This window comes from Pseudomonas sp. FW300-N2F2, assembly GCF_017351655.1.
GTDB classification, from domain to species: Bacteria; Pseudomonadota; Gammaproteobacteria; order Pseudomonadales; family Pseudomonadaceae; genus Aquipseudomonas; species Aquipseudomonas fluorescens_AA.
The window spans coordinates 1,446,628-1,466,048 of the sequence record NZ_JACNDQ010000001.1; the positions used below are offsets into that span (position 1 = coordinate 1,446,628).

At 61.0% G+C, this 19,421-nt stretch carries 20 protein-coding genes; 18 read left to right on the forward strand and 2 right to left on the reverse strand.

All coding sequences use genetic code 11. The features are described from left to right. From sctT to J4E63_RS06645, 16 genes are all read left to right on the forward strand, one after another. Positions 1-804, forward strand: coding sequence for a type III secretion system export apparatus subunit SctT (gene sctT / locus J4E63_RS06570; RefSeq protein WP_207281422.1), 804 nt, complete (start codon positions 1-3; stop codon positions 802-804). Further along, positions 779-1,813 carry an EscU/YscU/HrcU family type III secretion system export apparatus switch protein gene (locus J4E63_RS06575; RefSeq protein WP_207281423.1) on the forward strand — a complete coding sequence of 345 codons (1,035 nt, stop codon included), beginning with the start codon at positions 779-781 and terminating at the stop codon, positions 1,811-1,813. The genes sctT and J4E63_RS06575 overlap by 26 nt, the downstream gene beginning before the upstream one ends. A 142-nt stretch (positions 1,814-1,955) precedes the next feature. Next, the gene (sicA, locus tag J4E63_RS06580; protein WP_060738471.1) at positions 1,956-2,438 is read left to right on the forward strand and encodes a type III secretion system translocator chaperone SicA; all 483 of its coding nucleotides are present in this window, start codon (positions 1,956-1,958) and stop codon (positions 2,436-2,438) included. Positions 2,439-2,440: 2 nt separating this feature from the next. Continuing rightward, a complete protein-coding gene (sctE, locus tag J4E63_RS06585; protein ID WP_207281424.1) occupies positions 2,441-4,210 on the forward strand; it encodes a type III secretion system translocon subunit SctE in 1,770 nt (589 codons plus the stop codon). Between the two features lie 24 nt (positions 4,211-4,234). Next, entirely contained in the window at positions 4,235-5,332 is a 1,098-nt protein-coding gene (locus J4E63_RS06590; RefSeq protein ID WP_207281425.1) for a cell invasion protein, read from the forward strand. Between the two features lie 13 nt (positions 5,333-5,345). Continuing rightward, positions 5,346-6,452, forward strand: a complete 1,107-nt coding sequence (locus J4E63_RS06595; protein ID WP_207281426.1) for an IpaD/SipD/SspD family type III secretion system needle tip protein — start codon at positions 5,346-5,348, stop codon at positions 6,450-6,452. A gap of 79 nt (positions 6,453-6,531) precedes the next feature. Further along, the gene (locus J4E63_RS06600; RefSeq protein ID WP_207281427.1) at positions 6,532-6,789 is read left to right on the forward strand and encodes an acyl carrier protein; all 258 of its coding nucleotides are present in this window, start codon (positions 6,532-6,534) and stop codon (positions 6,787-6,789) included. A 341-nt stretch (positions 6,790-7,130) separates the two neighbouring features. Next, positions 7,131-8,312, forward strand: a complete 1,182-nt coding sequence (locus J4E63_RS06605; RefSeq protein WP_259333582.1) for a winged helix-turn-helix domain-containing protein — start codon at positions 7,131-7,133, stop codon at positions 8,310-8,312. Then, complete coding sequence (locus J4E63_RS06610) at positions 8,309-8,773, forward strand: transglycosylase SLT domain-containing protein (protein WP_060738465.1); 465 nt, start codon at positions 8,309-8,311, stop codon at positions 8,771-8,773. Before J4E63_RS06605 ends, J4E63_RS06610 begins: the two co-directional genes overlap by 4 nt. 128 nt (positions 8,774-8,901) lie before the next feature. After that, positions 8,902-10,080, forward strand: a complete 1,179-nt coding sequence (locus J4E63_RS06615; RefSeq protein WP_207281429.1) for a PrgH/EprH family type III secretion apparatus protein — start codon at positions 8,902-8,904, stop codon at positions 10,078-10,080. Positions 10,081-10,101: 21 nt separating this feature from the next. After that, on the forward strand, positions 10,102-10,347 hold the full coding sequence (gene sctF, locus J4E63_RS06620; RefSeq protein ID WP_371919210.1) for a type III secretion system needle filament subunit SctF: 246 nt from the start codon (positions 10,102-10,104) through the stop codon (positions 10,345-10,347). 59 nt (positions 10,348-10,406) lie between these two features. Continuing rightward, positions 10,407-10,715, forward strand: coding sequence for a type III secretion system inner rod subunit SctI (gene sctI, locus J4E63_RS06625; protein ID WP_207281430.1), 309 nt, complete (start codon positions 10,407-10,409; stop codon positions 10,713-10,715). Then, a complete protein-coding gene (locus J4E63_RS06630; RefSeq protein WP_103308500.1) occupies positions 10,712-11,434 on the forward strand; it encodes an EscJ/YscJ/HrcJ family type III secretion inner membrane ring protein in 723 nt (240 codons plus the stop codon). The genes sctI and J4E63_RS06630 overlap by 4 nt, the downstream gene beginning before the upstream one ends. Further along, positions 11,421-11,987, forward strand: coding sequence for a secretion system protein (locus tag J4E63_RS06635; RefSeq protein ID WP_207281431.1), 567 nt, complete (start codon positions 11,421-11,423; stop codon positions 11,985-11,987). Before J4E63_RS06630 ends, J4E63_RS06635 begins: the two co-directional genes overlap by 14 nt. Continuing rightward, complete coding sequence (locus J4E63_RS06640) at positions 11,959-12,666, forward strand: oxygen-regulated invasion protein OrgB (RefSeq protein WP_207281432.1); 708 nt, start codon at positions 11,959-11,961, stop codon at positions 12,664-12,666. The genes J4E63_RS06635 and J4E63_RS06640 overlap by 29 nt, the downstream gene beginning before the upstream one ends. After that, a complete protein-coding gene (locus tag J4E63_RS06645; protein WP_259333583.1) occupies positions 12,656-13,093 on the forward strand; it encodes a hypothetical protein in 438 nt (145 codons plus the stop codon). The genes J4E63_RS06640 and J4E63_RS06645 overlap by 11 nt, the downstream gene beginning before the upstream one ends. Positions 13,094-13,218: 125 nt before the next feature. Here the strand turns inward: J4E63_RS06645 and J4E63_RS06650 are convergent, their stop codons facing one another. Continuing rightward, positions 13,219-14,736: a hypothetical protein gene (locus J4E63_RS06650; protein WP_259333586.1), complete on the reverse strand. Its 1,518-nt coding sequence runs from the start codon at positions 14,734-14,736 to the stop codon at positions 13,219-13,221. Between the two features lie 222 nt (positions 14,737-14,958). Between J4E63_RS06650 and J4E63_RS06655 the strand changes: the two genes are divergently transcribed. Next, the gene (locus J4E63_RS06655; protein ID WP_207281433.1) at positions 14,959-15,978 is read left to right on the forward strand and encodes a quinone-dependent dihydroorotate dehydrogenase; all 1,020 of its coding nucleotides are present in this window, start codon (positions 14,959-14,961) and stop codon (positions 15,976-15,978) included. Positions 15,979-16,376: 398 nt separating this feature from the next. On the opposite strand, the gene rmf is transcribed toward J4E63_RS06655, so the two are convergent. Continuing rightward, the gene (rmf, locus tag J4E63_RS06660; RefSeq protein WP_003223300.1) at positions 16,377-16,592 is read right to left on the reverse strand and encodes a ribosome modulation factor; all 216 of its coding nucleotides are present in this window, start codon (positions 16,590-16,592) and stop codon (positions 16,377-16,379) included. Positions 16,593-17,123: 531 nt separating this feature from the next. Here rmf and rlmKL point away from each other — a divergent pair. Beyond that, complete coding sequence (rlmKL, locus tag J4E63_RS06665) at positions 17,124-19,394, forward strand: bifunctional 23S rRNA (guanine(2069)-N(7))-methyltransferase RlmK/23S rRNA (guanine(2445)-N(2))-methyltransferase RlmL (RefSeq protein WP_060738456.1); 2,271 nt, start codon at positions 17,124-17,126, stop codon at positions 19,392-19,394. Positions 19,395-19,421: the final 27 nt, after the last annotated feature.

Below are 19,421 nucleotides of genomic sequence, written 5' to 3' on the forward strand. Positions count from 1 at the left end.
ATGTCGGTGGCGTTGTTTTTCGACCTGTACGCCTGGTTCGCCGCAGCGGTCCTGGGTGTGGCGCGGCTGGCACCGATTTTTTTCATGTTGCCGTTTCTCAACAGTGGTGTGCTCACCGGTGTCGCGCGTCAGGCGGTGATTGTGCTGGTGGCGCTGGGGTTCTGGCGCTACATCGGTGTGCCCGCACCCGCCCTCGACAGCCTGGCGTTCCTCGGCCTGGTGCTGCGCGAGGCGAGTATCGGCGTGCTGTTGGGGATGCTGTTGGGCTGGCCGTTCTGGGTGTTGCACGCCATGGGCAACCTGATCGACAACCAGCGCGGGGCCATGCTCAGCAGCACCATGGATCCGGCCAATGGTGTCGACACCTCGGAACTGGCGAATTTTCTCCAGTTGTTTGCCGCGGCGGTGTATCTCGCCGGTGGCGGGATGCTGCTGATGCTCGAAACCGTTGGCCACAGTTATCGCTTGTGTGCACCGGCGAGCGGTTGCCAGCTGCATGTGCCGGCGTTGCTGGGGTTGCTGGATGCGCTGGTGAGCAAGACGCTGGTCATCAGTGCGCCGGTGGTGGCGACCTTGCTGGTCAGCGAGGCGCTGCTGGGTTTGCTTTCGCGCTATGCGCCGCAGATGAACGCCTTCTCCGTGTCGCTGACGGTCAAGAGCCTGGTGGCGTTGGTGGTGCTGATGCTGTACTTCGGCGTGCATCTGCCGGACGAAGTCTTGCGCATGGGCACGATGGTCGACGGGGTGGCGCAGGCTCTGGGCGGCGGGGAGGAGGGTGATGTCATCCAGCGCCTCGAAGACTGAAAAACCCACCGCCAAGCGCTTGCGCGATGCCGCGCGCAAAGGGCAGACGTTCAAGGCCAAGGACCTGGTCATCACCTGCCTGACCCTGTGTGGCATCACTTACATGGTGTTCAACAGCTCGTTGATCGAGATCATGGAGGTCTACCGGCGCATCATCGCCAGCGATTTTGACACGCAGCTGCAAGCCTACTCGGCGATGCTGGTGCTGGTCGGTCTCAAGGCGTTGCTGCCGTTGTTGCTGGTGTGCGTGCTGACGAGTGCCTTGCCGGCCTTGCTGCAAAGCAGTTTTGCCTTGGCCAGTGAAGCGTTGAAGTTGAATCTGGGGGCGTTGAACCCGGTCAACGGCTTCAAAAAACTGTTCAGCCTGCGCACGGTCAAGGACACGCTCAAGGCGCTGCTGTACCTGGGCAGTTTCGCCGTGGCGCTGTGGATCGTCTGGATCACCCAGCGGCAATTGATCTTCGCCCAACTGTTCGTCCAGGCACCGGCGTTGTTCGCGATCTGGGGGCGTTTGTTGCTGGTGTTGGTGCTGGCATTTCTCGCCTGTGTCCTGCTGATCGTCGTGCTCGATGCCCTCAGCGAGTACTGGCTGTTCATGAAAGACCAGATGATGGACAAGGATTCGGTCAAGCGTGAACACAAGGAACAGGACGGTAACCCACAGATCAAGGGGCGCCGCCGCGACCTGCACATGGAGCTGTTGTCGGAGCAGGTCAAGTCCGATGTGCGCAGCTCGCGGATGATCATCGCCAACCCGACCCACATTGCCATCGGCGTGTATTTCCGCCCGGAAATCACCCTGCTGCCGTTTATTTCCCTGATGGAGACCAACCAGCGTGCCCTGGCGGTCCGGGCGTACGCCAAGGAGGTCGGGGTGCCGGTGATCAACGACGTCGCCTTGGCCCGACGGATCTTCAAGACCCACCAGCGCTACAGCTTTCTGCAGGTGCAGGAAGTCGAGGAGGTGCTGCGCCTGTTGATCTGGCTGGAGCAGGTCGAACAGGCCTGAAGCCAAGCAAAGCCCCTGTGGCGAGGGAGCAAGCTCCCTCGCCACAAAGGGATTGATGAGCGCAATTTGGCAGCGAGGCCTATCGGTGTTTTGGCCCAATGCACCGGTCAGCGACGCTGACGTTTTTTCAGGAGTGTGGCTGATGAGTCGTGACAACAAACAAGACGAGCAGGTGGCCCTGGACGTCGTCGACGCGGTGCTTGGTGGCGCGGCGTTGAAGGACGTGCAAGGCCTCAGTGACGAGCACATGGACAGTCTCTATGCCTTCGCCTTCCAGTTCTACGAACAGGGGCGGCTGGACGATGCCGAGAAGTTCTTTCACTTCCTGTGCATCTACGACTTCTACAACAGCCATTACTGGATGGGACTGGCGGCGGTGCACCAGCTCAAGCAAAACCACCAAAAGGCAATCGACCTGTATGCCATCGCTTTTGCCCAAGGCAGCAACGACTACCGGCCGATGCTCTACACCGGCCAGTGTCATCTGGCCCTGGGCAAGGTCGGCAAGGCCCGGTTGTGTTTCGAGTATGTGCTTGAGCAAGCCCCGCAAGACGACCTGCGCGAGCAGGCCAAGGTGTATCTCGACACCCTGGCCCACATGGAACAGCACTGTTCGGAGGACTGAACATGAGTGAGATAAGGGCTGCATTTAACCCGGCACTTCACGGCACGATGAGCCGCAGCGAGGCCTTTGAAAAATACGCCGCGGCGGCCAGCAAGGCCGCTCGGACCGCGGACTTCCAGGAGGCCGGCCAGAAAGCGCTGGCGGACCTGATGTCAGTGAAATACGAAGGTCAAACCGGCACATCCGCCGCCTCTACAGGCCGGCCCATGCTACATGCGCCGCCACCGCGCGCCGATGGCAACAAACAGGAAACCAACGGCGACCTGTTCACCCTGTTGATGGCGATGATCAGCGAGCTGATCGGCGAGGTCGACGTCAAAAAGCTGAAAAATCGCCTGGCCATGCTGCAGAGCATGGCCGGCGCCAGGCAACAGGCCCATGAAAACCTGTCGGCTGAATACACCGCCGCCGTCGAGGCCATGACGGCGGCCGAGGGCAACGTCGGGAGCAGCCAGGAACACCTCGATCAATTGCAGGAGCGGGTCCTGCATTTCCAGGCGTTGCTTCAAGAAAGCGAGGCGCGACTGGCGCAGCTGGACCCGGAGTCCCCCGAATATGCCCAGGAGCTGGCCCGGCGCGACCAGATCCGCGGCGACTTGACCAGCCAGGCCCAGACCCTGCAGACCGCCACCGATGCGCATCTGAAACTGATCGAGGTCGCCAACGCCTGCGCGAAAACGGTGAGCGTGGTGTTCGGCAAAGTGCTGGTGTTCAGCGCCACGAGTTCGACCCCCAAGCAAACCGATGAAAAGGCCCTCAGCAGCAGTGCGCTGGCGCTATTGAACCGCTTGAAAATCATCGAGTTGCTCGGCGAGTCGGCGCAAAGCAAAGAGGAGCTCAGCCAGGAGCTGTTCCAGGAACTGCAAGCCAGGCTCCAGGCGCACATGCAGCGCGAGTCGGAAAAGTACCTGGAAGAAGTCCGCAAGGCCGAGGCCCTGCAAAAGACCATGGGCTGCATCGGCAAGATCGTCGGGGCGATCTTGACCGTGGCGACCATCGCTGCCGGTGTCTTGACCGCCAACCCGGTGCTCATCGCCGTGGGCGTGGTCGGTGCGGCCGTGATGATTGCCGACTCGGTGATCCAGGACAAAACCGGCGTGTCGTTCATGGCCGAAGCGATGAAGCCGCTGACCCTCGTCATGCAGGAAGCCATCAAGCTGTTCACCGAGATCTATACCAAGATGCTGATAGGGCTGGGCGTCGATGAAGACAAGGCCAAGGAAATCGCACAGATCGCCGGCATGATCCAGGGCGTCGTTTCGACGCTGGCCGCCGTCGCGCTGGTGGCCGTGGTCGGGGTGCAGGTGATCGGGCCGATGGTCAGTGCCGTCGCTTCGAAACTGGCGTCGGTGGCCGCCCAGGCCGCGCCCGCCGCGATGCAAGCGATGAAGCAAGTGGCGACCTCGGTCGGCAACACGCTGACCCAGATGCTCACCCAGTTGCGCGGCTTCATCACCAACGGTGCCGATCCGGTGTCGCTGGCCCGTTACGCCGCCAACCTGGAAATCGCCCAGGCCGTCACCGAGTTCGGCCATGTCGCGGTGCAGGGCGGGCTGCAGATCAAAAGCGGCCAGCACCAGGCCCAGGCTGCCGTGCACCTGGCCGATGTGCGGGTACGCATGGCAATCAGCGAGGAAATCAGCGCCTACCTGACTCAGGTGGTCAGCAACTATGGCCAGGCGATGCAGGAACGAACCCGCCAGATCGAGCACTTGTTTGCCGATATGCAACGCAGCCATTCCGTCAGCCTGCAAATGGTCAGGCATGTTTGAAATCACGGACAACAGGTATCTACGATGAGCACTATTTACGTTCCAACCACCATCGCATCCCCTGTCATTGACCACGACCGGATCAATGACGCAGGGCTGAGCGAGTTGATCGCCCAAGAGCAATTTTCAAAACGCAAATCCCTCGAGGATTCGCCGATCCTCGACCAGATCGCTGCAAAGCAAATCCTCCAGAACGGTCACTTCGCAGGCCCTTCGGCTGCGGAACTGGGAAGCCGGATCAACGCCTACCAGCCCACTGAATCGGACCAGGAGGACTTCGCTGAAGCGTTGTCGATGGTCAGCGATGACGTGCGCACCGACCTGGCATTTGACCCGGGCGCCTGGGAGAAACACGCCAACGTACTGGTGGCTGCGATCATTGCCTTGAACGTCGCGCGGGTCGCCAATGCGCAACTGCGCGGCCACTTCAGCGTCATGGCTTCGGAGGCGGCAAAATCCCAGGGCGCGGCCATTGTCGAGTCGGGCCGGGCAGCGCTGAACAGCGCCATCACCGGCGCGGTGGTGTCCGGTGCCATCGCCGGGTTCGCCATGGTCAAGACCTTCCAGGGCCAGGCGTTGAAGCATGCCGACATCGACGTGAACCGTCGTAATGCCATGGATGCCGGCAACCTGGAACGCGACCTCAGGTTGGAGCGCGATCGCAATGAGTGGAACCCGCAGACCACCTACAAGATCAAGACCTTCGATGATTTCGCTCGGCCGAAAACGGTCGACTTCAAACCTGAGGGTTCGACACTGACGGACAAGGAACGGGCCTGGTTCGACGGGGAAATCCTCAAGGCCCAGAAGGTCGGCCAGACCTCCGACTGGTTGAGCCAGATGGGCAGCAAGGGGATCGAAAGGAAACTGGAAATCGGCCGCGCCCTCAGCGCCCTGTCGATGAGCTTCAGCCAGGTGGTCACGAATATGGTGCGTCTGACCGAGCACGCGGCGAAGGAGAAAGAAGTGCTGATGCAAAGTGCGCAAAGCAGCCAGAAGAGCCTGGCTGATGAAGTCAGCCAGAGGGATGGGGCCGACGCGGCGCTGCTGCAAAAAATGATGGACACGGTGATGCAGCTTTTCCAATCCCGTAGCGATGGCATTCGTGCCGTGACGGCGTGAAGGAGCGAGGCCTATGGAAATCACTCAATCTATTCGTTCGCCTATCGTACTGCTGCCGAACGTGGAGGCCATTACCGATGCAGCCCCGCCTCCAGACGTACCGGCGGAGATTCAAACGGTCAGTTCCCTGACGAATCTGCTCGATCGGTCCATGAACGCAATGAACCGCAGCCTCGGTCATCTGCTCAAGTGCCCGTCAATCATTGCCAAGCCAGTGCAAGGCGATGCCGCCGAGTCCACGACGCAGCACCTCGTCGCGGAGTTTGTCGAACTGATCCACGCCAAACGTGATCGAGCGCAAATGTGGGCCGTACAGGTGCGCCAGTGCGTTGCCGTGATGACCCACAGCCAGGGCACGGGGCTTTTGGACAAAGGCCAGCGCCAGCAAATCAATGGCGAACAAAGCAGAATCCTCCGGGCCCTCCAGGAACACCTGGAGCAGGACAAGCCCCTCGAGATCGCCGAGGCCTTGGATGCGACGATAAACTCGTCGAACGACTTCTTCGACAAACTCCTTGAGCTGATCGACCTGATCAAGAACGGCTACCTCGCCGGCTACGAGCACATCATCTCGGCCTATTCGGACTTCTTCTCCGATTTCAACACCGAAATCACCGCGATGATGAAGGATTGGGTCGAAGGGGTTAACGACGGTAAAGAGGTCGAGTTAAGTGCAGGCCCGTTGCGCGAGGCACTGGAAAAACTGATTGCAAAATATTCCCTGCCCAACCCTGCCGCCATGCTCTTTCCGGCACCCCCCGATACCGGAGCGAGCAAGGAAGACGCGGAAAAATGGCTCAAGGCGCTGGGCCTGCCTGACAGTTGCCTTCAGCAGAATCCCAAGCCGAACGGTCCCTGGTGCGTGGTCATCGACATCGGGCCGTTGAATGTGATGCACGAGGGGCTGAAGGATTATGGCGACAAGGTAAAGCTCGATACGGCCGCATTCAACGCTTGGCAAACCGGCTTCAACGCCCAGGAGGAACTTCTGAAAAACAGATTGCAGTCCTTCACGCAGAAGTATTCGAACGCCAACGCTTATCACGATAACTTCAATAAGACCTTGTCGGCGCATTTGAATCAGTATGCGGATATGTTGAGGGCGATGTTGAACTTCTAAGGTCGAGCAACGGCTGCAATATTCAATCTGGCATGGCGTGTATTGTTCCACGCCTGTCAGATTCTTTTCAGGAAAGAAAATGTCAGAAAATCTAAGCGAAAGTATCCAGGCCGTCATCAAATCATTGGCGCTTGGTATTCCCCCCAGTGATCGGGTCATTGGCGATGCTTCGCGGTTGGTCGAGGACCTGTTTATCGATTCCATGAGTCTGGTGGAGCTTGTCCTGGCGCTGAATAACGCTTTCGGTATCGAGCTGCCCGAAGGTGAGGTGGAGGCGTGGAGGACAGTGCAGGATGTAGTCGACTCGGTGCAGAGGCATATAGGGAATAGCCCTTGATGGGTACCTATCCAGGGGGTAAAGCGTTTTTAATATTCATTGCCGTGTTTGTTCGCTCTTTGCGGTGTGGTTAAGTTTTATATCTTGATTTTATTGAGTGCCTTCCTACGGTTCTCGTCGCGGTTTCCTACGTTAATAACGTTCAGCGACCTACGGAATCCTCCTACGCATCTTCCTATAGTCAAGCAGCTCGTCATCCCGAGCCTGTCACACCCACAGGCTCACGCGCGCTTCAGTAACTTTCTATAGAGAAGTTTCAAAGTATGGACAGTGCAACTGATCAACCGCTGGTCAAGTCATTCGTTTTTGACCACTGGCTATTGCAAAGCGATGGAACGCTGATGCGAGATGGACAAGGCGTTCATGTTCCACCCAAAGAGCTGCACGTACTGCGTCTGTTGTTGAAGTCGGCGGGTACGGTCGTCAGCAAGGATTTTCTGCTGGACCATGTCTGGCCCCGGATGGATGCGGCGGAGGAGTCGTTGACCCGTTGTATCTACGCATTACGCAAGTTGTTCAAGGAGAACAAGGGCTACATTGCGACGGTTTACGGCCAGGGTTATCGGTTCACCGGTTCCGTGGTCGAGCTCGACGTACCGAGCGAGGCGAGGGCGGTGGCGCCTTCGCTGGCGGTGTTGCCTTTTCGCAATCTGGACGAGATCGCGGCGCTGGATCTGCAGGATCTGATGATCCGCCAACTGACCACGGCGTTCGGTGAGGCATTGCATGTCATTCCCTCGGGGCTGATCGCGGCCTGCGGGGCTTCGGACGACGTGCGGTCGGTGGCCGGGCAGTTGTCGGCGGATTATTGCTTGAACGGTCGTTTTATCGGTGCGGGCGGGTTGCAACACTGGTCGATCGAGTTGATTCGTGGACGCGACCAGGCCTTGCTGCACGGTCAGACGCTGGATGCCTGGGATCCGGGGGAGGCGCTGGGTACGTTGACATGCCTGGTTGCCCAGCACGTACCGGGGCTGCGGCCGGTCGGTGATCGCTGCGGGTCCTATCCGGTGGCGGTGGCGTATCTCAATGGCTTGTGCAGCGTGCAACAGCACACGGTGCAAAGCCTGTGCGATGCCCGGGTGCTGTTCAGGCAGTGTTTGAAACTCGACGCCGGGTACGCGCCACCCTGGTGTGGTCTGGCGGATGTGTGGCTGGGGCAGGCGATGATGGGCATGGGTGACCCGGAGCGCGCCATCGACGAGGCGCATTCGGCGGTTTCCAGTGCGTTGGCGCTGGACCCCGGCAGCATCCCGGCGTTGACGCGCCTGGCGTTGCTTACCAGTTTGCGCGGCTGCGAGCAGGCGGCCCAAGTGTTGTTCCGGCGCTGCCTGTTGTCGGCCGATCAGGCGGACGTGCTGTATTTTCATGCCTGGCATCACTGGTTCTGGCAACGCAACGAGCAGGCGCTGCAAGTGCTTGACCAGTGTCTGGCGCATGATCCGGGCTGTGTCCGGGCGCAGATCTTGCGGGTGCGCATTCATGAACAGCCGGTGTGGATCCGCGAGAGACGCCTGGCATGACGCGGCGCAGCAAACCGTGGTTATGCCTGCCGGTGTGTCTCGGCCTGGGGTTTGGCATGGCCCAGGCGCACGCCTGGTGCTGGAGCAAGGCGGGACAATTGCACGCCATCGAACCCGAACTGCTTCAGGCGATTGCCGAGGTCGAGTCGGGCCTGCGCTCGGATGCCATCAACCACAACCGCGATGGCACCCGCGATATCGGGCTGATGCAGATCAACAGCATCCATCTCCCACGGCTGAGCACCCAGGGCATTACCGAACAACGCCTGCTGGACGATCCTTGCCTGTCGGTGGAGGTCGGGGCGTCGGTGCTGGCCGGGTTCATCACCCGTTATGGCTATAACTGGACGGCGGTCGGTGCCTACAACGCTGGCAATTCTCCCCGGCGCCAGGCCGCGCGCCTGCGTTATGCGCGCAAGGTCTGGCAGCGCTATCAAGTGTTTACCCAGGCCCGACGATGACCGCGCCATGACCAGGCCGGCGCAGGATTCTGATCGTTTGCCGCACGCTATCGGCAGAATCCGATCAGGAAGCCGGCGGCGGGCCTTTCTACCATGGCAGCTCATTTGACTGCCCTGGAGCCTGGACGGTGACAGTCCTGACAGCCCCCACGCCACAGCCCTGTGTCCTGCGGATACTCAATGGTCCCTTGCAGGGCTGCGAGTTTCCCCTTGGTGAAGGCACGACCCTGTTCATCGTCGGGGCGGTGGATGTGCTCGCGCAAGGCTCACATTCAGCCAGCGTGCCGGCGGATGCTTTCTTCGTGCCCCTGGAGGACGACGGGTGCAATTTCGAGGTGCTGGCCGATCAGGTCACGCCGGACGGTTTGCCGCTGCGGCTGCTCGGCGACCCCGTGCAAGTCCGGCAGTGTGCCTTCCAGGCCAGGGTGCAGATCGGCGGCCTGCACATCGCCTTGCGTCCGGAAGACCAGCCTTGGGCGCCGGAGTTGCTCGATTCGCCACTCGATGCCCGGGGAGAGACTGGCATGCAGCTGGGTGGGCGCCGGCAGTGGATGCGCGGGATTGGCGGCGCTCTGGCGCTGGCGGTGGCGGTCGTTGCGATCAGTCTCTGGTGGATGCCGGGGCCTGCGCCTGAAGCCGATGTGCGTGCGCTGATGGCGGGCGCCAGTGCGCAGGTCCAGGTGCTGCGCGGGCGTGATCAGGGGGTTTATGTCTTTGTGGCGTCCGAGCGCGATGCCGGCTGGAGCCGGCAGGTGCTGACGCGCCACGCCACCTTGAGCGGGCACGTGCGGGTGATGGACCAGGAGCGGCGCCGGCTGGAGCAGGTGCTGGTGGACCATGATCCGCAACTGGCCTGGCATTTCCTCGACCTCAAGGACCCGTCGGTGCCGCGGCTGCTGCTCAGCGCGCAACGCAACCTGCTCACGCCGGACCAGCAGGCCAGGCTGCTCGAGACCTTGCTCGCGGCGGCGCCGTATGCCCGCGACGTCGTGCTGCAAGTGCAGGACGACGCGCTGCTCGCCGATCTGGCCCAGGGCGGTTTGCAGCGTCTTTCGCTGACCTTCAGTCGGGTCGAGCATGGGGACAGTGTCACGTTTGCCGTCGCGGGCGATTTGCAGGATGCCGAACTGGCTGCCGCCCGCCAGTACGTCGACGATTTTTACCGGCAGTGGGGTGGCCGCTACGTGCATTTCACTGTCGAGCTCAGGGACGACGGACTCAAGGGCAAGTCGTTCCAAACCGGCCCGCAGGGCTACGTCAAGACGAGCGCTTCGTCCTGGCATTTCTCCAACATGCAGAGTGAATAACGAATGCCTGGTATCCCGATCATGTTTCCCTTATTCCCCGATGACTTTCTCGGCAAGCAAGCCGTTGCCTTCGAGCTTGGCGCCCAAGGCCTGAAGGAAGCCTTGGACCAAGCGCTGGTGGACCTCAAGGCGGATGCCTCAGACCCCGGAAAACTGGCGGCCTATCAGACCGCGTTTTCCTCCTACACGGTGTTCCGCAACGCCCAGACCAACACGATCAAGGGCTTCAAGGATATCGACATGGCGATCATCCAGGCGGCTCGCTGACCCGTTCTCTTTCAGTTGGCCATCGCTCATGACGATGGCCATTTTCATGAGTGCATCGTATGTCCATCCAAGCTGTTTCCCCGTCGGTCAGTGCGCGCTCGGCCTTGATTGAGTTGCGCGGCCCGCAGGAAGGTCCGGTCGTGTCACTGGAATCGAGAATGATCGAGTTGTTTGCCGGTTCCGCCATCAACAGCGAGCAAGAGGTCTCGGCGATCAACCAGTTGATGCAACGGCCGGACGTCACTCACCCCGAAGTGCTGGCCCACTTGCAGGAGTTGACCGGGCAGTACAACGTGGAGATCAATCTGCTCAACGTGCTGGTACGCAAAGGGGTGAGCACGGCAGAAACCTTGTTGCGTGCGTCATGAAGCCAGGCCTGTGGGGACTGCTGTTGTGCCTGGCGCTGGCGGGTTGCCGTCAGCCGAACCTGCTGGAAGGGCTGGATCAGCAACAGGCCAATGAAGTGCTTTCGGTGCTGCAGCGCAACAATATCGCCGCGGTGAAAGTCGACGCCGGCAAGAACGGTTATGCGGTGAAAATCGATCAGTTGGATTTGCCCGCCGCCGTCGATCTGCTCAACCTGTATTCATTGCCTTCCCGGCCACGCCTGCAAGTGGCCGAAATGTTTCCCGCCGATTCCCTGGTGGCCTCGCCCCGTGCGGAAAAGGCCCGGCTGTATTCGGCGTTGGAGCAGCGCATCGAACAGTCGCTGGGTGTGCTCGAAGGCGTGGTGTCGGCACGGGTCCACGTCAGTTACGACCTCGATGCGGGCGAAGGTGGGCGCAAGCCGTCGCCCATCCACCTTTCAGCGGTGGTGTTGCATGAGCGCGATGTCGAACCGCAGTTGCTGATCACCGACATCAAGCGCTTTCTCAAGAACAGTTTTGCCGCGGTGGCGTACGAGAACGTTTCGGTGGTGCTGTCCAAACGCTCTGCAACCCAGCATGTGGCGCCGTCGGTGGTCACGACGCGGCGGCATTCGCCGTGGCCGTGGTGGTTGGCGGCGATTGGCGCGGTGCTGGTGGCCGGTGGTGGCGCTTGGTTGTATCGCCAGTCAACTGCAAGGCCGCGTGATGTCGGACCTTGAGTGTCTGGAACGCATCCTCGCCGAGCCTTTGGCCTACCTGCACCCCCAGCGCCTGGTCGTACCGGCGGGGTTCGAGGGCGATGATGCCCGCGATCTGCTCGACCGGATCGTCCTCGAGGGGCTGGCACTGCAAGGGCCGTGGCCTTCGCTGCCGTTAACCGGCGTGGTGAAGCAGTGGGTTCGTCATTGGCGGCAATTGCCCTACATCGCCTCGCTCATGGGCGCCTGTCGTTTGCGCGCCGAACTGGCGCGCGGCGCGGCGCTGCTGGGCCTGCCAGGCTCGGTTCGCCGGTTCGCCTGCTTCAACCTGGAGGCTCGGGAACGCCTGGCGATCGAATGTCCGCCGGTTTCGCTGGAGCAGGTACAAGCGGCCGGCCTCAACGCATTATGGGGCTGGCACGGGTACGTCCCGTCCCCGCTGCTCGAACGCCTGGACTTGCAGTTCTGCGAGGCGGTGGTTCACCTGCACCGGCAATGGCCCGTCACGAAACCTGATCCAACCCTGTTCTTTTTGGCGGTGCAGCATGCTCGACTCCATCCGAACCCTGACTGACGTGCCCGTTGGCGAAGATGTGCACCTGGCTCGCGAAGACATCGCCGCCGCCCGGCGCCGTCATGCCTTGCAGCTCGAGGCCCGGCGCCGGGCACGGGCCTGTGTCGAACAGGCCCACCGCGAGGCCGAGGCGGTGCAGGCCCAGGCGTTTCAGCAAGGCTACGCCGAAGGCATCCTGCGGGCGAGCGGGCATCTGGCCGATGCGTTGTTGAAGACGCAAACCCTGGGACAGCAATTGCGCAACGCGTTGGCCCAGGCCAGTCGTGAGCTGCTTGCGCAAGCCTTGAGCCGCCCCGAGTGGCTGGATGAGCTACTGGCGCGGTGGCTGGCCGGGCAACCGGGTGACTCGGGTGCGGTCCTGCACCTGTTGTTGCCACTGCATTGTCGTACGCGCGGCCATGCGTTGCGCGAAAGCGTGGGCAGGCAATGGGCCGGCGAGTTGATTCTGGAATATCACCCGCAAGACCGCTATGTGCTTCGGCTGGCGGATCAACTGCTGGAATTCGATGTCGAGGCGACCCGGGAACGGCTGGAGCCCCGGTTGTTGGCAAGCCTGGCCAACCTGCCCGAGACGCTGCGCTCCCTGGATCAGGCATCGAGACAGGCGCTTGCAGACCTGTGTGCAAGTTTTATCGAATCCGCGTCCACCGGCGTTGCCGAGGTTCGCCATGAAGATTGAACCCATGACGGTTTCCAGCCTGCTGGATCGCGACGCGAACTCATCGGTCCAGACGCTGGAGTCGCGGCTGCTGGCTGCCCGCGAACAGGCACCGGACAGCAAGCGTCCGGATCCTGAATTCGAGCACCTGTATCAATTGCTGTTGGCCATGGAAGGGCAGGGGGAGAAGGCGATCCATGAGTTTCTACGCACGCTGCGCGGGCCGGATGGCGCGACGGCGGCGTACCCCACGGCCCAGGCGTTGCTGGCGATCACACTGCAGGTTTTGGTTCGATTGAAGGATGAGGGGCTGGAAAAATCGCAGCTCTATAAAGAAGTCAGCGGTGCCAATGGCCTGGCGTTCGCGATGGATCTGTTCACCAAAAGCTTTATGCGCGATGTGTTCCAGCCGATGGGGGATGAGGCGTGGGAGAAGACTGAGTGGTGAGGCTGGGCCGCACCCTGTCGGCCAACGGAGCACGACCGAAACGCGCATGGTTTTTTGTGGCGAGGGGGCTTGCTCCCTCGCCACGGTCAGCCTGTATGCCAGGCTAGGCCGATGCGCTTTGGACCTCAGGGATTTTTTGGCGCAGCGGTGCGTGCGTTGACGTAAGTCGTGCCGGGACGGACAACGAACACCACCATCGCGACCACTGTGTTGACCATATGGTCGACCATTTCTTTTGAAATGGGCAGGTCTGAAAAGAATCGGGATGCGGCGATGACGGTGGCCATGATGATCTGGCCTACGGAGGTGCGTATCGCATTGGTGGACAGGAATTGATTGGCCACCTGCTCGGCAGTGGGTATTCGTGCCGAGATCGAGTTGACACGAAAACCTTCTTCAGAAGGATTTTCCTGTAGGGCGTGCATCACTTGACCCATGACCACTTGGCCGAGGACGTCGGCTCCGGCGTTGTAGACACCCCGCAATACATCGTCTCCCAGTATCGGGGTCAGGGATTCGACAATTTGCGAGGCTCGGGCCTCAATCGGCAGATTTGCATCGAAGGGGGTATTGGCCTGTTGTTCCGCCCAGGCCGAGAGTTGAAAGGCAAAGCTTTCCGCTTCTGAGGCCGGGGGCGTTCTGCCTTGCGCCATGACATAACCGGGCCCGGAGTGCGGCGCGGTGTAGTTCATGCCGGTGAAGGACAGGAATTGGAACATGGCGTTCAGCGCGCCTGCTGCGGCCGTGCCGCCGGGGTTGGGTTTTGCGTTGTCGCCCGTGGGAAAGAACAGGCTCACCAGATCCTGGGCAAACGTGTAGAACGCCATTTGCGTGCTGAAGGATGCCAAGGCCGGCAGCGCGGTTGGCACGATTACGGCGGCTGTCAGGGCCATGGCCGAGACCGCGAGGGTGATGGAGCGAGCCATGCGCGTTTCGGCGTTCGCGGTGCCATTGCACTCGTCCCTGATGGCGCCGAGGATGTTCAGCAAGGGGCCGATGCTCTGGGCAACAACGCCGATCACACCACGGGTCAGTGGCGAAGCGGCATTGGTTTGGAGGGTTTTCTCCAGGGCGAAGCCGACCAGTTGCCTCATTACCGTGAGGGCGCCGGTGACCAGTCCGGTGCGCAGGCCGGAAATGGTCAGGTTGCTGGCCCAGCGCCCGAGATCGCCTTCGAATTCGTTGTTGAGCAGTTTGCCCAGTTGTTCACCGAGGTATTGCAGGATGATTTGGCCGCGTTGTATGAACGAGTCTGAATCTGTCGAGTGACTTGAGTTTTCGAACAACGCCAAGCCGGGAATATCCAGAGAGACATCGTCAGGGGATGCTGAATCGTCAGAGGTGCCGGTCATCTGCACGACGATGGCGTTGATGAATTGCTCAGTGGCGTTGTCGGCGCTATCCAATTGCCCGGTAATGATTGCATTGAGCGCATCCTCGACGCTCATCAGCCCGAGCCTCACGTCTTGCGCTGAAAGCGGGCTTCTCTGCTCGGCAGGAATGCCTTCACAAAGTATCTCTATAACGGTGTCGGTGTCGGTTGAGCGCCGTTCGATATCGATGACGGTGTCCGGTTTCTGAGCGCGAACGGAGTCGTTTGGCGTGTATTGAGTTACGGAGGCGCCTGAAGCTAAGGCAATCATTTTTTGATCCTGCGTGACGAAGGGCTACTGGGTTGCTGCGGTTGCAGCTGCATCGCTTTTTTGCAGGCATTTGGCGCTTGCAACTATCAAATAACGCTCCGAGGCAAAGGGGCGCGGCGCGTCGGCGCAAAGATGGCGCCCGGAATCGAAGCGGTTCTCGCCGCTGACGCTCCTGCTCGGTATAATCGCGTCACTTTTTATCGCCCAGAGTCAAACCCACCCATGTACACCCTGGCCCGTCAGCTGTTGTTCAAACTTTCCCCGGAAACCTCCCACGATCTGTCCCTTGACCTGATCGGCGCGGGCGGACGTTTGGGCCTCAACGGTTTGCTGTGCAAGGCACCGGCGAAATTGCCGGTGACGGTCATGGGCCTGGAGTTTCCCAACCCGGTCGGGTTGGCGGCGGGCCTGGACAAGAATGGTGCGGCCATCGACGGCTTCGCCCAGTTGGGTTTCGGTTTCGTCGAAATCGGCACCGTTACCCCACGACCCCAGCCGGGCAACCCCAAGCCACGGATCTTCCGCCTGCCGCAAGCCGAGGCGATCATCAACCGCATGGGTTTCAACAACCTGGGTGTAGACAACCTGCTGGCTCGCGTCGCAGCGGCCAAGTACCAGGGCGTGCTGGGCATCAACATCGGCAAGAACTTCGACACGCCAGTGGAGCGGGCCGTCGACGACTACTTGATCTGCCTGGACAAGGTCTACGCCCACGCCAGCTACGTGACCGTCAACGTCAGCTCCCCCAACACCCCGGGGCTGCGCAGCCTGCAATTCGGTGATTCCCTCAAGCAATTGCTGGCCGACCTGGCCCGGCGTCGCGCGGAACTGGCATTGACCCACGGCCGGCATGTGCCACTGGCGATCAAGATCGCCCCGGACATGACCGACGAGGAGACCACCCAGGTGGCCCAGGCCCTGATCGAGACGGGCATGGACGCGGTGATCGCCACCAACACGACCCTGGGGCGCGAAGGTGTCGAAGGGCTGGAGCACGGTGACGAGGCGGGTGGTTTGTCTGGCGCGCCAGTGCGTGACAAGAGCACCCACACCGTGAAGGTGCTGGCCGCTGAATTGGCGGGGCGCTTGCCGATCATCGCGGCGGGCGGGATTACCGAAGGCAAGCATGCCGTCGAGAAGATCACCGCCGGGGCGAGCCTGGTGCAGATCTATTCGGGGTTCATCTATAAAGGGCCGGCGCTGATCCGTGAGTCGGTGGATGCCATTGCGGCGTTGGGTTGATCAGCCGCGCCTTGAAGTCTGAACAGACCCCTGTGGCGAGGGAGCTTGCTCCCGCTGGACTCTGTAGGAGCTGGCGCAGCCTGCGATCTTTTGATCTTGATCGTTCGCTCTCGACTCAATTGTCTGGAGCAAGATCGCAGCCTCGTTGCACTCGTCAGCTCCTACAGAGCGCAGCCCAGCGGGAGCAAGCTCCCTCGCCACAACGGCGTTTGCAGCTTAGTAATTACATAAAGCCAAGGTATTGATGTTTGCCGCTCAGGCGATCGCATAAAGCCCAGGCATTAAAAAGGGCTCCTCGAAGGAGCCCCCTGGGCCGTAGCCCGCCGTCCGGATGGGACGTGCGTGGTTAAATCGATATGGGTGTCAAATTGTCGAGTTCTTGAGTATTAAGCCCTGTGTCAGCCGACGGCGTGAAGTTCGTTGAGTCTGTGGATACCCGCAGTGCCGGTCATACCGTCCCAGTTGTCGCCGCGTCCTTCTCGCCAGCCATTGATCCAGGCTTGACGTACCGACGGTAGAGTAAAGGGGCAAAGCTCACGGGATTTACCACCAACGCCATATTGGTAACCACGTAAAAATGCTCTTTCCAACGGATCACGCTTAAGTCTTCTCATAGGGTGTTGCCCTCACTTGTTGACTGTTACTTAGCGTCGACCTCTATCGAGGCCGGGGCAGAATCATTCTGCCGTTGGTGGCTCGTTGCCGGCGTGACGAGCCGAGGTGTTGACGCCGTTGCGACGTCAACCTGTGTTGAGTTCTAACCAAAGCGTCACAGGGATGGAATGATCGTTTTGTCATAAGCACGTAACAATAAAGATGTTAGGGCGATAAGTAACTTCATGTTCGTTGACCGCTTTTGAGCAAGACCCCTGTATGATCGGCCCTGCGCCAAAGGGGACTGGCTTCGCTTGAATGAGAATGTCCCCCTGTTGCACTCGGGTACTATTCGACGAAAGGGTCGAGTTTTCACAATTTGTTGCACAGAATTTTTTTTCTGCCTTCGCATCTAAGCTCTTTTAACCTGAGCGGCGAGGGCGGCACGGCACACATTCGTGCCACGCGGGTGCTCTTGAGAAAAGCACCTGACTGAACCCGGCCCGGCAATGCGTTGCCCGGTCCACTTAGCCAAAGGCTCTGGAAATCCCATGTCCGATCGTTTCGAACTCTTCCTCACCTGCCCCAAGGGCCTCGAAGGCCTGCTGATCGAGGAAGCCGTCGGGCTTGGCCTTGAAGAGGCGCGCGAGCACACCTCGGCCGTGCGCGGCATGGCCGACATGGAAACGGCTTATCGCCTGTGCCTGTGGTCGCGCTTGGCCAACCGCGTGTTGCTGGTGCTCAAGCGCTTCCCGATGAAGGATGCCGAAGACCTGTACCACGGTGTGCTGGATGTCGACTGGCAAGACCATATGCTGGCCGATGGCACCCTGGCGGTGGAGTTCAGTGGCCATGGTTCGGGCATCGACAACACTCACTTCGGCGCCTTGAAGGTCAAGGACGCCATCGTCGACAAGCTGCGCACCCCGACGGGCGAGCGGCCGTCCATCGACAAGCTCAACCCGGACCTGCGCATCCACCTGCGCCTGGACCGCGGCGAAGCGATCCTTTCCCTCGACCTTTCCGGCCACAGCCTGCACCAGCGCGGTTATCGCCTGCAGCAAGGCGCCGCGCCGCTGAAGGAAAACCTCGCCGCCGCGATCCTGATCCGCGCCGGTTGGCCGCGCATTGCCGCTGAAGGCGGGGCGTTGGCCGACCCGATGTGCGGTGTCGGCACGTTCCTGGTGGAAGCAGGCATGATCGCCGCCGATATGGCGCCGAACCTGCGTCGCCAGCAGTGGGGTTTCACCGCCTGGCTCGGCCATGTGCCGGCGTTGTGGAAGAAACTCCACGAAGAGGCCACCGCCCGCGCCGCCGCCGGGCTGGCCAAGCCGCCGTTGTGGATTCGCGGCTACGAAGCCGACCCACGGCTGATCCAGCCGGGCCGCAACAACGTCGAGCGTGCAGGCCTGAGCGAGTGGATCAAGATCTATCAGGGCGAAGTCGCCACCTTCGAACCGCGTCCGGACCAGAACCAGAAAGGCCTGGTGATCTGCAACCCGCCGTACGGCGAGCGTCTGGGCGACGAAGCCAGCCTGCTTTACCTCTACCAGAATCTCGGCGAACGTCTGCGCCAGGCCTGCCTGAACTGGGAGGCGGCGGTGTTCACCGGCGCGCCAGACCTGGGCAAGCGCATGGGCATTCGCAGCCACAAGCAGTATTCGTTCTGGAACGGCGCCTTGCCGTGCAAGCTGCTGCTGATCAAGGTCCTGCCGGATCAGTTCGTCACCGGCGAGCGTCGCACCCCGGAGCAACGCCAGGCCGAGCGCGAACAGGCCGCCTACGATCAGGCCCCTGAAGTACCGCAAGAGCGCCAGTACAACAAGAACGGCAACCCGATCAAACCGGCGCCGGCACCGGCCCCTGTGGTCGAGCAGGCGCGGTTGAGCGAAGGCGGGCAGATGTTCGCCAATCGCCTGCAAAAGAACCTCAAGTTGCTGAGTAAATGGGCCAAGCGTGAAGGTGTGGACTGCTATCGGGTCTACGATGCCGACATGCCGGAATATTCCATGGCCATCGACCTCTACCACGACTGGGTTCACGTCCAGGAATACGTCGCGCCCAAGTCCATCGACCCGGAAAAGGCCTCGGCCCGCTTGTTCGACGCCCTGGCGGCCATCCCCCAGGCACTGAACGTCGACAAGAGCCGCGTGGTGATCAAGCGCCGCGAGCGTCAGAGCGGCACCAAGCAGTACGAGCGCCAGAGCGCCCAGGGCAAGTTCACCGAGGTCAACGAAGGCGGCGTGAAGCTGCTGGTCAACCTCACCGACTACCTGGACACCGGGCTGTTTCTGGATCATCGGCCGATGCGCCTGCGGATCCAGAAAGAGGCGGCCGGCAAACGCTTCCTCAACCTGTTCTGCTACACCGCGACCGCCAGCGTCCACGCTGCCAAGGGTGGTGCTCGGAGCACCACCAGTGTCGACTTGTCGAAAACCTACCTGGACTGGGCACGGCGCAACCTGTCGCTCAATGGTTTTTCCGACAAGAACCGCCTGGAACAGGGCGATGTGATGGCCTGGCTGGAAGCCAGTCGTGACGAGTACGACCTGATCTTCATCGACCCGCCGACCTTCTCCAACTCCAAGCGCATGGAAGGCGTGTTCGATGTGCAGCGCGACCATGTCCAGTTGCTGGACCTGGCCATGGCGCGCCTGGCCCCGGGCGGTGTGCTGTATTTCTCCAACAACTTCCGCAAGTTCCAGCTCGAGGACAATCTCGGCGAGCGCTACGCGGTGGAAGAGATCACTGCCAAGACCATTGATCCGGATTTTGCCCGCAACGGCAAGATCCACCGTGCCTGGAAGATCATGGCCCGTTGATCGAAGTCTGATTGGATCCATGAAGCC

What these genes read in the sequence shown, in the direction of transcription:
- sctT (WP_207281422.1), top strand. Translation starts at nt 1, where the DNA reads ATGTCGGTGGCGTTGTTTTTCGACCTGTACGCCTGGTTCGCCGCAGCG.
- J4E63_RS06575 (WP_207281423.1), top strand. Translation starts at nt 779, where the DNA reads ATGTCATCCAGCGCCTCGAAGACTGAAAAACCCACCGCCAAGCGCTTG.
- sicA (WP_060738471.1), top strand. Translation starts at nt 1,956, where the DNA reads ATGAGTCGTGACAACAAACAAGACGAGCAGGTGGCCCTGGACGTCGTC.
- sctE (WP_207281424.1), top strand. Translation starts at nt 2,441, where the DNA reads ATGAGTGAGATAAGGGCTGCATTTAACCCGGCACTTCACGGCACGATG.
- J4E63_RS06590 (WP_207281425.1), top strand. Translation starts at nt 4,235, where the DNA reads ATGAGCACTATTTACGTTCCAACCACCATCGCATCCCCTGTCATTGAC.
- J4E63_RS06595 (WP_207281426.1), top strand. Translation starts at nt 5,346, where the DNA reads ATGGAAATCACTCAATCTATTCGTTCGCCTATCGTACTGCTGCCGAAC.
- J4E63_RS06600 (WP_207281427.1), top strand. Translation starts at nt 6,532, where the DNA reads ATGTCAGAAAATCTAAGCGAAAGTATCCAGGCCGTCATCAAATCATTG.
- J4E63_RS06605 (WP_259333582.1), top strand. Translation starts at nt 7,131, where the DNA reads ATGCGAGATGGACAAGGCGTTCATGTTCCACCCAAAGAGCTGCACGTA.
- J4E63_RS06610 (WP_060738465.1), top strand. Translation starts at nt 8,309, where the DNA reads ATGACGCGGCGCAGCAAACCGTGGTTATGCCTGCCGGTGTGTCTCGGC.
- sctF (WP_371919210.1), top strand. Translation starts at nt 10,102, where the DNA reads ATGTTTCCCTTATTCCCCGATGACTTTCTCGGCAAGCAAGCCGTTGCC.
- sctI (WP_207281430.1), top strand. Translation starts at nt 10,407, where the DNA reads ATGTCCATCCAAGCTGTTTCCCCGTCGGTCAGTGCGCGCTCGGCCTTG.
- J4E63_RS06630 (WP_103308500.1), top strand. Translation starts at nt 10,712, where the DNA reads ATGAAGCCAGGCCTGTGGGGACTGCTGTTGTGCCTGGCGCTGGCGGGT.
- J4E63_RS06635 (WP_207281431.1), top strand. Translation starts at nt 11,421, where the DNA reads ATGTCGGACCTTGAGTGTCTGGAACGCATCCTCGCCGAGCCTTTGGCC.
- J4E63_RS06640 (WP_207281432.1), top strand. Translation starts at nt 11,959, where the DNA reads ATGCTCGACTCCATCCGAACCCTGACTGACGTGCCCGTTGGCGAAGAT.
- J4E63_RS06645 (WP_259333583.1), top strand. Translation starts at nt 12,656, where the DNA reads ATGAAGATTGAACCCATGACGGTTTCCAGCCTGCTGGATCGCGACGCG.
- J4E63_RS06650 (WP_259333586.1), bottom strand. Translation starts at nt 14,736, where the DNA reads ATGATTGCCTTAGCTTCAGGCGCCTCCGTAACTCAATACACGCCAAAC.
- J4E63_RS06655 (WP_207281433.1), top strand. Translation starts at nt 14,959, where the DNA reads ATGTACACCCTGGCCCGTCAGCTGTTGTTCAAACTTTCCCCGGAAACC.
- rmf (WP_003223300.1), bottom strand. Translation starts at nt 16,592, where the DNA reads ATGAGAAGACTTAAGCGTGATCCGTTGGAAAGAGCATTTTTACGTGGT.
- rlmKL (WP_060738456.1), top strand. Translation starts at nt 17,124, where the DNA reads ATGTCCGATCGTTTCGAACTCTTCCTCACCTGCCCCAAGGGCCTCGAA.